At 57.5% G+C, this 14,845-nt stretch carries 8 protein-coding genes; 4 read left to right on the top strand and 4 right to left on the bottom strand.

Annotated elements, in window-relative coordinates; genetic code table 11:
• The first annotated feature begins 91 nt into the window (after positions 1 to 91).
• Entirely contained in the window at positions 92 to 1,321 is a 1,230-nt protein-coding gene (locus FHS27_RS01480) for a S49 family peptidase (protein ID WP_184300717.1), read from the top strand.
• A 134-nt stretch (positions 1,322 to 1,455) separates the two neighbouring features.
• On the opposite strand, the gene FHS27_RS01485 is transcribed toward FHS27_RS01480, so the two are convergent.
• Positions 1,456 to 4,611: a vitamin B12-dependent ribonucleotide reductase gene (locus FHS27_RS01485; RefSeq protein WP_246418980.1), complete on the bottom strand. Its 3,156-nt coding sequence runs from the start codon at positions 4,609 to 4,611 to the stop codon at positions 1,456 to 1,458.
• A gap of 1,413 nt (positions 4,612 to 6,024) precedes the next feature.
• Between FHS27_RS01485 and FHS27_RS01490 the strand changes: the two genes are divergently transcribed.
• From FHS27_RS01490 to FHS27_RS01500, 3 genes are all read left to right on the top strand, one after another.
• On the top strand, positions 6,025 to 7,689 hold the full coding sequence (locus FHS27_RS01490; RefSeq protein WP_221224824.1) for an efflux RND transporter periplasmic adaptor subunit: 1,665 nt from the start codon (positions 6,025 to 6,027) through the stop codon (positions 7,687 to 7,689).
• Positions 7,689 to 10,997 (top strand): efflux RND transporter permease subunit, encoded by a 3,309-nt coding sequence (locus tag FHS27_RS01495; RefSeq protein WP_184300721.1) that lies wholly within the window; start codon positions 7,689 to 7,691, stop codon positions 10,995 to 10,997. The genes FHS27_RS01490 and FHS27_RS01495 overlap by 1 nt, the downstream gene beginning before the upstream one ends.
• A 279-nt stretch (positions 10,998 to 11,276) precedes the next feature.
• Positions 11,277 to 12,008 carry a PIG-L deacetylase family protein gene (locus FHS27_RS01500; protein WP_184301211.1) on the top strand — a complete coding sequence of 244 codons (732 nt, stop codon included), beginning with the start codon at positions 11,277 to 11,279 and terminating at the stop codon, positions 12,006 to 12,008.
• A gap of 124 nt (positions 12,009 to 12,132) precedes the next feature.
• On the opposite strand, the gene leuD is transcribed toward FHS27_RS01500, so the two are convergent.
• From leuD to FHS27_RS01515, 3 genes are all read right to left on the bottom strand, one after another.
• Complete coding sequence (gene leuD, locus FHS27_RS01505; RefSeq protein WP_009101200.1) at positions 12,133 to 12,726, bottom strand: 3-isopropylmalate dehydratase small subunit; 594 nt, start codon at positions 12,724 to 12,726, stop codon at positions 12,133 to 12,135.
• Positions 12,727 to 12,833: 107 nt separating this feature from the next.
• Positions 12,834 to 14,291, bottom strand: coding sequence for a 3-isopropylmalate dehydratase large subunit (leuC, locus tag FHS27_RS01510; protein WP_184300724.1), 1,458 nt, complete (start codon positions 14,289 to 14,291; stop codon positions 12,834 to 12,836).
• Positions 14,292 to 14,615: 324 nt separating this feature from the next.
• Positions 14,616 to 14,816, bottom strand: coding sequence for a hypothetical protein (locus tag FHS27_RS01515; protein WP_009101195.1), 201 nt, complete (start codon positions 14,814 to 14,816; stop codon positions 14,616 to 14,618).
• Positions 14,817 to 14,845 lie beyond the last annotated feature (29 nt).

The raw sequence follows: 14,845 nt of genomic DNA on the forward strand, positions 1-14,845 counted from the left end.
GTCGATGTCCTGACGATGTGGCCTTGCAATGTTTTTCGCGATGGAACGAGCGAAGACGGTCACCGATCGTACTTTTAGGAACGGATTCTCCATGAGATTCACGCAACTCGCAGGCTTTGGCTGCACGCATCGGAAATCTTCGCACCTCGGCGGGTGGTTGCTGTTATCGGGGTTGTTGATCGTCCTCGCGGTCGGATGCCAAACTCCGATCAAAGCCCTCGTTGGCGGGAAGATGAATCTCGGCGGCAAGATGGGCGTCGATGGCGATATCCGGATGAGCGGTGAGATGGTCACGGTCAGCCGCAGCGATAACACCGCGACGCCGATTCGAACGGTGGTCGTCGATGGGAGTCACGGCGTCGGCGGTGGACGAATCGCGATCGTGGACGTCGATGGTTTGATCGTCAATCGCAATTTCAGCGGTTTGAACTCGATGGGTGAGAACCCGGTCGCGCTTTTCCGAGAAAAGATGCGGCGGATCGAATGCGACGGTTCGATCTCCGCCGTGGTGCTGCGGATCAACACGCCCGGTGGTGGCGTGACGGCGACCGATATTTTGGCCCACGACATTGCAAAATTGAAGCAGTGCCGGAACATTCCCGTGGTCGCCTGTTTGATGACGACCGGATGCGGGGGCGGTTACTATCTCGCCACGCACGCGGATCAAATTGTCGCTCACCCGACATCGGTCGTCGGCGGCATCGGCGTGATCCTCAACACATACAACATGGAAGACACGCTGGCGCAGTACAACATCATTCCGGTTCCCGTGAAATCAGGCGACAAGATCGATCTCGGTTCGCCGGAGCGGACGATGGAAAAACGAGAGCGTGCGATTTTGCAAACGATGGCGAATCAATTTCATGATCGGTTCATCGCCCAGGTTCGCACCGCACGTGGCCACCGATTGGCGCAAACCGAAGAGATGCTCGCGCTGGGACTGAGCGACAAAGAGAAAGACCTCCAAGAAGAAGACTTCGAGGATGAGTTCGACGAAGAGTCAGGCCGCGATCTCGGTGAACTGTTCGATGGACGGGTTTGGACGGGCGATCAGGCAGTCGCGTTGGGACTCGTCGATAGCACGGGGTATCTTGACGACGCGATCGAGATCGCGGGAACGATGGCGGGCCTGCAGCCCAACGCACCCGTTGTGTTGCTGCGTCGTGACAACGATCGCGCTTTGAGTGAATTCGATGTCACGCCGAACTCACCGATGAGTTCGCTGTTGCCGTTGAGCATTCCGGGGTTGGATCGTTCGAAAATGCCGACGTTCCTCTATCTATGGCAGCCGGAACCGAGTTTTGTGACGGCCGGAGGTTGATGCGTCGGTGAGATTGGGCGCATGAAAAAACGGCGACCACTGAGTGATCGCCGTTGAGCAGATTTTCAACGTTGAGCCTTTTTAATCTCGTCGAGACGAGTGTGCTTTATCGCGAGTTGCCTCGCCCGTGCCGGTTAGCTGCAACCCATTGAGTTGCCGCAGTTGTGGCAGAGGTAGCAGTTCCCGTTTCGAACCGTGATGCTGCCGCAGTTGTCGCAGCTCGGTGCGTCGGTTTGGAACCGTGAGAACTGATCGGCTTGACCACCGAGTTGCACTTCCGGTTTCGAATCGGAGTGACCGTTGTGGGAGCCGTTGGTTCCCGAAATGCTGGCCATCATGATTGCCCGTTCGGCGATCGCGACGGCGGCACCGGCGTCATTTTTCAGTTCTTGCATGACCGAGCTGGTGCCATTGGTTGCCGGTGGGGCACCGGCAACGGCGACGCCGTTTTCGACGGTCACGCCGCTAAGAATTTCGTTGCCCGTGGCGGTTTCAGGCCCGTTGCCCGGAGACGCGGGGGGAGCGTGATCGTGGCCGGACATGAACGTGATTCCGAGCCAACGTGCGATGTAATCGACCACACTCTTGGCGATGCGGATGTCTTTGTTTGACGTGTGACCCATCGGTTCGAACCGGGTGTGGCTGAACTTGTTAACGAGCACGTCCAACGGCACGCCGTACTGGAGTGCGATCGACAGGGCGGTGCCGAAGCTGTCCATGATGCCGCCGATGGTCGAGCCTTCTTTGGCCATCGTGATGAATATTTCACCCGGGCGACCGTCGGGATAGAGGCCGACGCACAGATAGCCTTCGTGACCAGCGATCGTGAATTTGTGTGTGAGGCTTTGACGGGTGTCAGGCAGTCGTTCACGGCTCGGTTTGTAGACGATCTTCTCAACCGTCTTGGTGACAACCTTGGTCGCACCTGCTTCGGCCGATTCGTCCTGTTTGGTGTTGAGCGGTTGGGACTGCTTGCTGCCGTCGCGATAGATCGCGATCGCTTTGAGGCCGAGTTCCCATCCCCAGAAATACGCGTCAGCGATGTCTTGCGGGGTGACATCGTTGGGCATGTTAACGGTCTTGGAGATCGCACCGGAGAGGAACGGTTGGGCGGCGGCCATCATGGTGATGTGGGCACGCCATCCGATGCTGCGAACGCCATTGGCTGGTTTGAAGGCACAGTCGAAGACGGGCAGGTGCTCGTCTTTGAGCCCGGGGGCTCCTTCGATCGTGTCGTTCTCGTCGACGTACTTCAAGATTTCGTCGATCGCGATCTGATCGTAGCCGAGCGTCTTCAAACCGAGTTTGACGGTTTGGTTGACGATCTTCAGCATCCCGCCGCCGGCGAGTTGTTTGTACTTCACCAACGCGATATCGGGTTCGATGCCGGTCGTGTCGCAGTCCATCATGAAACTGATCGTGCCGGTCGGTGCGAGTACCGTGGCTTGGGCGTTGCGGAAGCCGTACTTCTTGCCAACCTTGGTGACTTCGTCCCACAGTTCTTGTGCGGCGGCCTTGAGTTCAGCGGGGCCTTCGTCGCTGATTTCGTCACAGGCGTCGCGGTGCATTTGCATCACGCGGTTCATCGGCTCTTCGTTGCCTTTGTAGCCTTCAAACGTTCCGACCACTGCCGCCATTTCGGCGCTGGTTCGGTTGGCTTCGCCGTGCAGCAATGCGGTCAACGATCCGCACAGACCACGAGCGGCGTCGCTGTCGTAAGGCAAGCCAGCGGTCATCACGACGCTGCCGAGGTTCGAATAGCCGAGACCGAGCGGGCGATACAGGTGACTGTTGCGAGCGATCGGTTCGGTCGGATAGCTAGCGTGATCGACGAGGATTTCTTGAGCGATGAAGAAGATTCGTGCCGCGGCGCGGAAACGCTCGACGTTGAATTCGCCATTCTTCTGAACGAACTTCATCAAGTTGATGCTCGACAGGTTGCAGGCCGTGTCGTCGAGGAACATGTATTCGCTGCATGGGTTCGACGCGTTGATCGCACCGCTGTTCGGGCAGGTGTGCCACTTGTTGATCGTCGTGTCGTACTGAACACCAGGGTCGCCGCAGTGCCATGCACATTCGGCCATCTTGTTGAGCAACTCTTTGGCGTCGTACTTCGGTGGGGTGTCGGTCGGTTTGTCGGTGATCCAGCGGGTTTGCCACTGTTCGCCCTTGCGAACGGTATCCATGAAGTCGTCGGTCAAACGCACCGAAAGGTTGGCGTTTTGGAAGCAAACGCTGCTGTAAGCTTCGCCGTTGAAGTTGGACTCGTAGCCTTCGCGAATCAGAGCGTGTGCCTTCTTCTCTTCGGCCCACTTGCACTCGATGAACTCGAGGATATCCGGGTGCCAAACTTTGAGCGATTGCATCTTCGCGGCACGACGGGTCTTGCCGCCGGACTTCACGACGCCTGCGATCGAATCATAGACCCGCATGAACGACAGTGGGCCCGATGGGGTTCCGCCACCGGAGAGTTTTTCACGCTGGCTGCGGATCGTGGACAAGTCCGTTCCGGTACCGCTGCCGAATTTAAACAACATCGCTTCGCTGCACGCGAGACGCATGATGTCTTCCATGTTGTCATCGACGCTTTGGATGAAGCACGCGGAACCTTGTGGGTATTCGTAGGGGTTCTCAGGTTGCGCGGTGGTTTGCGTTTCGGCGTCCCAGTGCCAGTTGCACTTCGCACCCGTGACGCCGTACTGAGCATGCAAGCCAACGTTGAACCACACGGGGCTGTTGAAGGCACCGTGTTGGTGCAGGCACAACCAAGTCAGATCGCGATAGAAGCGTTCGCCGTCTTCGGCGGTATCGAAGTAACCGTCGGCCAATCCCCAGTCAGTAATGGTGCGAGTGACGCGGTGGATGAGTTGACGGACGCTGCGTTCGCGTTCGCCTTCGGTGCCGGGGTCGCCGTAGAAGTATTTCGAGACGACGACGTTGGTTGCCAATTGGCTCCAGCTCGAAGGGACTTCGCAGTCGTTTTGCTCGAACAAGACTTTGCCGGTCTCGTCCTTGATCGCTGCGCTACGCAAGTCCCACTGAGTCGTCGCGAACGGGGTGCGACCGTCATCGGGGCAGAAACGCGAGTCGATTTTCAGTCCCGCACGTTTGCCTCGCGGGGTGGCGTTGAACTTTTCCCGTGCGTATTCGACACCGTGTTGGGCGTCTACTTTCTCCAGTGCTGGGTCATTGTGAGGAGTCCGTGACTGCGAACCGGCGCGGCGGTCGGAATCGGATGCGGTGCGTTTGGACTCGGTTGCGGCGGTTTCAGTTGGCAAAACGGTGGACATAATTGGTTCACAGGCTCCGGAAAGAAGTCATCCTTGTGGCGGTCATCCTTGCGCAATTCTTTCTGAAGAGTCGAAAGTTGCAGCGGATTTCAGAAACGATTTATTGGTCGGGCGTCAAATCACTTCGCCTGTCCACACGTCAGCTACTCACTCCCAGCAATTGGGAAGGGCGGGCCATTGGTATCGGCAATACGCGATCCGCAAACTCGCCGTAAAACGAATTGCTATCACTACCGGTAGTGGCTTCCATGCCTTCGAGGCACTACATGTGGACGACGCAAAGAATGTTAGGGATTTGTGAGGATGTGTCAACGAAAACTTTTTGACTGCCCTAAGTCGCGTCTCAGGCATGAGTTGCGGATCGGCTCATTTTGGGTCTGTCGCGTTATTGGTGTCCCCCTTTTCGACGTAAAGTGCGTGGAGGTTGCGGGTTAGTGAAATGCCGCGTCCGAGAGAATCTGGTCGTGGAAAAAATGTCTGAAGTCACTTTTTTTACAAGCTCTTCTCGAGACGCTCACTCGAACCGACAGTCCGGCCGGCAAGATGGTTCGGTTAGGCGGATTTGGTACTGTCCAGCGGTGCAGTCATGCCACCGTTGGGGGTGGTGCTGGGGCCGATGACTTTTCCGATCAGGCGAAAAACGCTTGGTGATCGGATGGTTCCCCTATCGGACACTTGGGGCGCGATCTCGACCGAACGCCGGACGCGTCAGTTTCGGTTTCGGGTGCGACATCGGATTCGGCGATAATGCTCGCAGCCGGCTCTCTTTCACCGGCACAACCTGACTCGCCGAACTTCCAGTGGCCGTGGGGGCAACCATGCTGCAAAAACGGGCACGTTGCCTCGTAGGAGCCCAAACGACCAAAAACGGTGCCGATCGTTTGGATGTGTGTCGCGAACGCACGGTCAGAGGCTGCGAGGTCAGGGCGCGTCTTTATCGTGGTCAGGTGGTTCTGGTTTGGCCGCTTTGACGTGAACGTTTTCATTCGACCGCCGTGCTCGGAACGTCCGGGGGTTGAACGCTTGGCGGCGAATGCTGTTATGTCGATTGCTGTGTGTCCCTTTTTTGTGCCCGCCTCTCCCGGGTGAGATCGGCGTTGTTCAGGCGGCGGAAACGGGGGCCCGAAATGCGAGAGGGCTGGTTTCTTGACGGAGGAATTCGGAGCTGTCGCGGGGGCTTTCGACGCAATGGCGAGGCGGTAGGCTACGACGAGTTCGACGGCAGAGGCGGGCGAATCAGGCGTTTCCGGCTTGCTATCGTTGTATGAGTACAGATGCTCCCCACGTATATCACTGAATTCTACCGAGCCGGTTCTCTTGTCTACATCAATCGCCAATCCTCTTCGTCACCTCGTGCGGTTCGCTGAGGATCGAAAAGTTCGATTACCGCTGTGTCTTTTTGTCACGTTCGGGATGTGTTTGACCGGATGTCGCGAAACTCCGCCTGCTCAGACGGCCAAGTCCCCACGGCCGGTCAGCGTGATGATTCTGGAAGAGACCGTCCCTGAATCCACCTACGCTGCCTCGGGGAGCGTGAAATCGTGGAAGACGGAAGAGATCGGTTTTGAGGTCCCTGGACGGGTCGAGTGGGTCCGCGAGCCGGGACAGGACATCGACGGCCGTCTCGTTGATCCCGATGGTGTGCTGGTACAGCCAGGGACTCCGTTGGCCCAAATCGAACCCGCCCGATATGAGATCGCGGTTGCTGCGGCGGAGGCTGACCTCGAGGTCGCGCGGCTTAAAAAAGAGAGCCTGCAAATTCGCCGGGATGATGCCCTGCCCGCTGAACTGAAGTCAGCGGAAGCGAACTTGGAGTTGGCGAAAATCGAGTTCGGGCGGATGACCAAACTCAATAACCAGAACGCGGCATCGAAATCGGAGTACGACCAAGCCGAGAATGCGGTCAGCACCAGCGAAGCGGCGATCAGTTCGATCCAGGCGAGCATCAAGCAAGCCGAAGCGGAATTGCGGTCCGCGGAGGCGGAGATCAAGCGAGCGGAACAGACTCTGGAGGATGCACGACGAGATCTCGCCAATACGACGCTCTACGGTTCCTATCAAGGTCAGATCTCTGAGGTCATGGCGGTGCCCGGAAGTGTCGTCGATGCCGGAACGCCAGTCCTGACCCTGCAGATGACCAATCCGATCACGGTGGAAGTCGAGTTGTCGGCCGAACAGTCACGAAGCATCCGAAGTCGACGCGATCTCACGACAAAGTTTGTGCTGCCCGATGGCACGCCGCATAACACGCTGGGTTTGGTTTACAGCATCGATCCGAGTGCGGACCCGACGACGCGAACTTTTACGATGACGTTGTTGCTGCTCAATGAAAAGTTCCGCGATAATTTGCCCGCCTCGATTCCTGCTGATACGGTCGCGCGGAGCGAAAACGTTTGGCCGTTGCAATTGAATCGAATGATGGGCACGCCCGACGACGTTGTCCTTGTGGAGGAAGACGCGATCGTGCACGACGATTCGGGGGCGTTCATCTACGTCATCTCGAACGCGAAATTGCGAGAACCGATCCCGAGTGTTCTCAAAGTTCGGCCTCAACGGCTGATTGAAAACGATCTGCGGATACCGTTTTTGGGCAATTGGATTTTTCGTTCGGTAACGTTCGTCAATGACGACGGTACGCCGGTCGACATGTCTCGAACGGCTCTCTACATCGGCAAGATCGAAGATGGCGAAGCGGCACCATCGAATTGGGATGGAGAGTCCGTCGCACTCGATGCCGGTTCGGTTTGGATGCTTCGGCCCGGCGATTTGGTGACAGTCGACTTGGCCAATCATGATTTGAAACCAGGCTTCTACGTCCCGATTGAAACGATCTATCGTGACCTCGACGATTCGTTTGTATTCACAATCGAGGATGGCATGGCCAAACGCATTGCCGTCTCAATTCGCACTCACGGCGATGAGGGCAACGGATCGTTGGTTGAAATCATGTCGCCCTCGTTGCAGTCTGGCATGACGTTGATCGTCGGCGGTGTGCATTACCTGCATGATGGTGACGCGGTGCAGGTGGTCGGCAGGAACATCGACGGCGAAACCATGCCCGGCAAGGAGTCGCTGTAATGGGATTGCCTGCAGCAGCGGCGAAGTATCGAACGATTGTCGTTTCGTTGTCTCTCTTAGCGATGGTTTGGGGGACGATCACGTTCTTTACCATCCCGCGACGTGAAGACCCTCAGTTCACCATCCGGGTCTGTGTCGTTTCCACGACGTGGCCGGGGGCGCCCGCCGAGACGGTGGAGGAACTGATCACCGATAAAATCGAACAGAGTCTGATCAGCATTGAGGAAGTCGATATCACCCGGTCGACCACACTGACCGGTCAGTCGACGGTCTTCGTCGAGTTGGAAGATCGCATCCCACCCTCGGAGATTCAAAACGTTTGGGACAAGGTTCGGGCGCGGGTGGATTTGGTGCCGATGCCGTCGGCGAGCGTGCGTCCGATCGTGAATGATGAGTTCGGCGACACGTCGGTGTTGTTACTCGCGGTACACCAAACGCCATCGCATGGACGAGAAGAAGTTCGTCGTGAAGACGCCTACACGGCGCGGCAACTCGAGGTGTATGCGGAGGACGTGCAGGACGCGTTGCGACTGCTTCCGGGGATCGCCAAAGTCGAAATGTTTGGCGAGCGAGACGAAGCGATTTACATCGAAACGGATCTCGCCAATTGGGCGCAGCTCGGGCTGACGACGGCGCAGTTGCAATCACTCGCAAACGAACGCAATATCATTCAGGCGGGCGGCGAACTCGATAACTCATCGGGACACTACAGCGTCAAGATTGACGGCGAATTCAATGCCGTTCAAGAAATCGAGCAGATCGCTAGTACGGTCAGAACCGGCAGTGGCGACAACAGTGTGCCCTTGAAACAACTCGGCCTAACGGTGACGCGTGGTGTGGAGGATCCCGCTGATTACCTCTGTCGTTATGGCGACGAGTCAGGCAGTTCACCAGCCGTGATGCTCGGAATCACGATGAAGTCGGGGGCGAGCATTATCGATGTTTGCAACGCCGCGAAGCATCGAGTCGACGAGATGTTGCACGTCGAGAAACGGTTGCCACCGGACGTCGGAGTGACGGCGGTCTCGGATCAATCGATGAGCGTGGAAAAGAAGATTAGTGACGTGATCGTTAACGTGATCGAAGCGGTGTTGATCGTGGTGGTTGTCGTTTATGTCGTAGTGGGGTTTCGAACCTCGTTTGTGATGGCGGCGAACATCCCGATCGTGGTGGTGGTGGCGATCGGGTTGATCTCGCTGTTTGGTGTTGAATTGGAACAGATCTCATTGGCGGCATTGATCATTTCGCTGGGATTGTTAGTCGACAACGCGGTGCAGGTTTGTGACCAAGCGCGGTCGAATCAGATCGCGGGGATGGCTCCTTTTCCGGCGGCGATCGAAGGCGCCAATACGCTCGCGATCCCGATGTTGGTGGGAACACTGACGACGATGGCGGCGTTCGTTCCGATGCTCTTTTCGCTCGAGGGTGGCGGAAAGGAATACGTCTACAGTTTGCCGGTCACGGTGTCGACCACGTTGGCGCTGAGTTGGGTGTTGGCGATGACGTTGTGCGTGATTCTGGCGGGGATCTTCATCCGAGCGCCGAAGACCGAGCAGCCCGGATCGCCCGTCGTTGCGGGCTTCAGAGCGATGCAGCGATGGGTGTCACGATTTCGAAAGTCCGGTAAGACGCCGGCCTCACCGGAAAAGACGCTTCATCGAGAGAGCCTGCCCCATCGCGTTTACGGCGTGATCGGCGGTTGGGCGGTGGATCACTATTGGATCACTCTACTGCTGACCGTCGCGATGATCGTCGGCATTCTGACGTTGCCGGTCAGTTCCGAATTCTTTCCTGAGGCAGCGGGCACTCAGTTCGCGGTCAAGGTGATTCTTCCCGAGACGGCGACCATCACGCAAACCAGTGAAGCGGCGGCGGAAGTGGAAACGATCATTCGTCGTCTGAGTCAGCAACAACCTGACGGAAAGAGTTGGCTGCGGTCCTATCGGACGCTGGTCGGTGGTGGCGGGGCGCGTTGGAATTTGAGTTGGAGTCCGGAGCCCAAGAACCGCTCGTTTGCGGAAATCCTCGTGCGGACCACCGATTCCTCGGTCACTCCGCAATTCGTCGAACGAGTCCGTGAGGTCGCCGAACGCGGCGACGCTGCGTTAGGACTATCGCCGGTCGTCGGGGCTCGCGTTGTTCCGGTGCAGTTGGCGTTGGGACCGCCGGCAGACCCGTTGGTGTTTCGAATCTCAGGCAACGGTTTTGCCGATCCCGCGATTTTGCGAACGGCGGCGGATCGTCTCAAACGGATTGTTGACGCACAACGCGAAACATGGGACGTGTCCGACTCATGGGGGATCGACGGCTATCAAATCCGCGTGGCGGTCGATCATGACCGGGCGACGCTCGCGGGCGTGACCAACTCTCAAGTCGCTCAGACTTTGAATTCGTACTACTCCGGTCTGCAATTGACGACGTTTCGTGAAGGCGACCATCAAGTGCCCGTTTACTTTCGTTTGAAACAGAGTCAACGCGAGTCGATCAATGGGTTGCAGGAATCGTTCGTCGAAGGCGACAACGGCAAAGTTCCGTTGGCTTCCATCGCGTCACTCGAGCCAACGTTCGAGCTAGCGAAGATCGGCAGGCGAAACATGAATCGGACGATTGAGGTGAGTTCGAGAATGGAGCCGGGGGTGACGGGCAATGATGTCGTTTCCCGCGTTTTGAAGTCCGATGAAATGCGAGCACTCGAGGCGAGTTTGCCGGTTGGATACTGGATCGAACCCGGTGGTTCGTACGAGGAAAGTGCCGAATCGGGGGCGCAGATGATGAAGTCGTTTGCGATCTCGTTCGTGCTGATCGTGTTGTGTCTGATTTTTCAGTACAACGGATGGTTACGGCCTCTCATCATTCTGTCCACGCTGCCGATCGCGTTGGTGGGAGCCTGGTTGGGTTTGTATCTGTTTGATGAATCGCTCGGTTTCATGCCGCAACTGGGGATTTTGGCGTTGTTCGGCATCGTGTTGAATACTGCGATCATCTTTATCGAGTTCGCGGATATTTTGGTCAACGAACGGTTGGCCGCGAAGACGCAGACGGTTGCGAGCACTCAGGAAAGTGACCAAGGTGTTAAGCCGCGTCTTACGTTTGACGAACTCCGCGAGTGTTTGGTCGAAGCGGGCAAGCAGCGGATGTTGCCAATTTTCTTGACCACGGCGACGACGGTCGGTGGTTTGATTCCGTTGGCTCTCAGCGGCGGGCCGCTCTGGGAAGGTCTCGCGTACTGTATGATTGTCGGTCTGAGTCTAACGACGGCGCTGACGTTGGTGGTGATCCCTGCCTTGTATGCCGCCACGCGGCGGTGAGTTCGAACGGCAAGCCTCTCACACCATGAATGCATTGGCATCGTGTGAACGTTGCGAGTTCAAATAGTGAGGTTGCAGGTTTCTCGTTGCTCGTTGCTGACGCGTCGGCTGGCGCGTTTGTGTTAGGTTGGTTGCTGACGTCATCGTTGTGTTGGCACGGTGAGTTCGCAGAGGCGAGACGATGGCAAGGTTGATTTGTGTTTCATGCATGGCTTGTTCAGGAGACTTGATTTGACAAACACGCACCGCACTCCTGAACACAAAGTGGCTTTGGCTTTCATGGCGCATCCTGATGATGCGGAGATGGCATGTGCGGGCACATTGATTCGGCTCGCTCAGGCCGGATGGCAAATTCATATCGCCACCGTGACGGCAGGCGACTGTGGTTCCCAGACCATGGGCCCGAGTGAGATCGCACGCGTCCGGATCGCCGAGGGGACACGGGCGGCAGAACTCGCCGGTGCCGAATTTCATTGTCTCGAAGAACCTGACGGGCGAGTGGTCTATGACCGTCAAGCGTTACAGAAGTCGATCGATCTGTTTCGCCGGATTGCACCCTCGTTGGTCATTACGATGCCGATGTCGGACTATCATTCCGATCATGAGATCACCGGCAAATTGGGGCGGGCGGCGAGTTTTGTGTACGCGGCGCCGAACGCGTCGGATGTGCCCGTGCCCGATGACGCGGCGGTGCCGTTTCTGTACTACTGCGACGGGATGGAAGGACGGGACCGCATGGGAACGCCGATCGAGCCGACCACTTACGTCGACATCACCGAGCAACTCGAACTTAAGGCATCCATGCTCGCCTGCCATGAGAGTCAACGCGAGTGGCTGCTGTCTCACAACGGGATGGACGATTACCTCGATGCGATGAAACAGCACAGCATCGAGCGTGGCAGGCAATGCGGTGTCGGTGCGGCGGAAGCGTTCGTTCAACACCGCGGGCACGGTCATCCCGCCGACGACCTGTTGCTAGAAATGTTCGCTCACGTCGAGCGAGCACACTAGCAACTTAACAGGGGCACCAACGCGAGAGCTTTTCTGCCAATGACGTAGGTGTTTCAAAATAGCTGCGTTCACCACAACGTGGTCCACCGTCTGGAGACGGTGGGGCAACTAAAAAGGAAATGCTCTAGCCAACCATCTTGGCTTCGAATTCGCTGATCTTTTCTTCGTGTTGCAGCGTTTCGGCGATGTCGTCGAGACCACGGAGAAGTTTGTGGCGACGGCTTTGGTCGATTTCGAAGGATCGTTCGAACCCTTCGCCGTCCGACACGGTTTGGTCTTCGAGGTTAACCGTTAACTGGTACGGGTTGCCTTTGGCCGCTCGTTGGAACAACTCTTCCACATCGGCTTCGCTGAGCACGATCGGCAGCAATCCGTTTTTGAATGAGTTGTTGTAGAAGATGTCTGCGAACGAGGGGGCGATGACGGCGCGAAAGCCGTAATCGTCGAGTGCCCACACGGCGTGTTCGCGACTGCTGCCGCTGCCGAAGTTCTGACGAGCGATCAGGATCGAAGCACCTTTGACGTTGACGCGGTTGAGTTCAAAGTCCGGGTTTTCGGTGGTACCGTCGTCGAGGAAACGCCAATCGAAAAACAGGAACTGGCCAAAGCCGGTTCGCTCGATCCGTTTGAGGAATTGCTTCGGAATGATCGCGTCGGTGTCCACGTTGGCACGGTCGAGAGTGGCGACAACGCCTTGATGAATGGTGAAGTTTTGCATGATGGAAGAATGAGGTTAAGCGTTTGACAGATGGCAGGCGAAAAGGACGGGGGAGACTGAAAACAGGTGCGGGAGCCTACTCCGTGCACCTGTCGTTCGGACGTCTCTTATTTGTAGTCCCACTCGCGGATGTCAACGAAGTGGCCAGCGATGGCAGCGGCAGCGGCCATCGCGGGGCTGACCAAGTGCGTGCGTCCGCCTTTGCCTTGGCGACCTTCGAAGTTGCGGTTGCTGGTACTGGCACAACGCTCACCAGGAGCGAGTTTGTCCGGGTTCATTGCCAAACACATGCTGCATCCCGCTTCACGCCAATCCAGTCCTGCTTCGATAAAGATCTTGTCGAGACCTTCCTTCTCGGCTTGGGCTTTCACCTGACCGCTGCCCGGCACGACCATGGCGCTGACGTTGCTACTGCAGCGATGGCCTTTGACTACGGCGGCGGCGGCACGCAAGTCTTCGATGCGGGCGTTGGTGCATGAACCGATGAAGACGCGGTTGATTTCGATCTCGGTGATCGGTGTCCCGGCTTTGAGGTCCATGTACTGGAGCGAGAGAGCGGTCGTCTTTTGCTCGGTCGGGTCCCTCGAATCCCCTGGATCGGGAACTCGTGCATCGATGCTGACGACTTGGCCGGGGTTGGTTCCCCAGGTGACCTGCGGCCGGATGTCGGCACCTTGGTAGACATTGCTGCGGTCGTAGGAAGCACCCGCGTCGGTCGGGAGTTTCTTCCAGCGTTCGACGGCGGCGTCAAAATCTTTGGGGGCTTCCGGACGGCCGCGAAGGTAGTCGAACGTGGTTTGGTCGGGAGCGATCATGCCGGCGCGGGCACCCGCTTCGATCGACATGTTGCAAACGGTCATGCGTTCTTCCATCGACAACGCGCGGACACAGTCGCCGGTGAACTCGAGCACGTATCCGGTCCCGCCGGCCGTTCCGATCTGACCGATCAGGTACAGGATCATGTCCTTTGCCGTGACGCCGCGGGGGAGTTCCCCGTCGACACGGAGTTCGAACGTTTGGGGTTTGTATTGCAGCAGGGTTTGCGTGGCCAAAACGTGTTCGACTTCGCTGGTGCCGATTCCAAACGCGAGGGCTCCGAAGGCGCCGTGAGTGGCGGTGTGCGAATCGCCACAGACGATCGTCATACCGGGTTGGGTGTAGCCATTTTCAGGTCCGATGACGTGCACGATTCCCTGGCGAACGTCGTGGATATCGAACAGGCGGACATCGAACTCTTTACAGTTCTCTCGCAGTGTTTCGATTTGTTTGCGGCTGATCGGGTCCGCGATCGGCAGGCTCCGGTCGCTCGTTGGGACGTTGTGATCGGGGGTCGCGATGGTGCGTTCGGGGCGACGCACGCGTCGGTTGTTGATCCGCAAACCCTCAAACGCCTGGGGGCTGGTTACCTCGTGGACGAGGTGCAGGTCGATGTAAAGAATCGACGCTTCGCCTTCGGGAGCGTAAACCACATGTTCGTCCCAAATTTTGTCCAGCAACGTACGGTTGCCGGTCGAGACGGAGGTTGAGGCCGGTGCTTCCGCAGCGGCAGCGTTTGAATCAGACATCGAGTGGGGCGGGTCAAAACAGGGAAAGCGAGTAGCGAGAACCAATTCTCGCTGCATCGTTCACACTGTCGACACTCAGGCCCAAAATGTCAAGCGAAGGCAGGCTCCGTGCCCGGTAAACCGGTTTTTGAAAAGGGAGCACTTTGCCGGTGGTAGGCGGGGAATTCTCCGCCGACACTGGATCGCGAGGCCGGTGCCTTGCGTCCGGTCAGATCGAAACGAGCCGGCGTGTTTTAGGGCCGCTCGTTTCTGGTCGGCTCGCGGTTTCGATCGGCGTCATCGTGAAAGAGTCGCCGATTATCTGCTCAGGCCGCCGATTGGTGTTTATACGGGCTCTTCGATGTACTCTTTGACCTGCTCGGTCTGTCCCGGAACGATCCGGGTGATGCTGACCTTCGTGCGGCGAAGTTCTTCGACTTCGTTGAGCAGTTGCGAGAGCAGGTCGGCAAGTTCGGATCCGGCGTTTTCGCCGATATTCACCATCAATGCTTTGCGGGAATTGTAGCTGAGGCCTCGATTGTCCATGGTGTTACTGTCCGTCGCTGAAGAATAGG

The sequence above is a fragment of the Aporhodopirellula rubra genome, assembly GCF_014192335.1.
Classification (GTDB): domain Bacteria; phylum Planctomycetota; class Planctomycetia; order Pirellulales; family Pirellulaceae; genus Rhodopirellula; species Rhodopirellula rubra.

Bases quoted from the DNA above. Each gene is read 5' to 3' on its own strand.
- leuC (WP_184300724.1), bottom strand. From the start codon at position 14,291: ATGTCTGATTCAAACGCTGCCGCTGCGGAAGCACCGGCCTCAACCTCC.
- leuD (WP_009101200.1), bottom strand. From the start codon at position 12,726: ATGCAAAACTTCACCATTCATCAAGGCGTTGTCGCCACTCTCGACCGT.
- FHS27_RS01490 (WP_221224824.1), top strand. From the start codon at position 6,025: ATGTGTTTGACCGGATGTCGCGAAACTCCGCCTGCTCAGACGGCCAAG.
- FHS27_RS01515 (WP_009101195.1), bottom strand. From the start codon at position 14,816: ATGGACAATCGAGGCCTCAGCTACAATTCCCGCAAAGCATTGATGGTG.
- FHS27_RS01485 (WP_246418980.1), bottom strand. From the start codon at position 4,611: ATGTCCACCGTTTTGCCAACTGAAACCGCCGCAACCGAGTCCAAACGC.
- FHS27_RS01495 (WP_184300721.1), top strand. From the start codon at position 7,689: ATGGGATTGCCTGCAGCAGCGGCGAAGTATCGAACGATTGTCGTTTCG.
- FHS27_RS01480 (WP_184300717.1), top strand. From the start codon at position 92: ATGAGATTCACGCAACTCGCAGGCTTTGGCTGCACGCATCGGAAATCT.
- FHS27_RS01500 (WP_184301211.1), top strand. From the start codon at position 11,277: ATGGCGCATCCTGATGATGCGGAGATGGCATGTGCGGGCACATTGATT.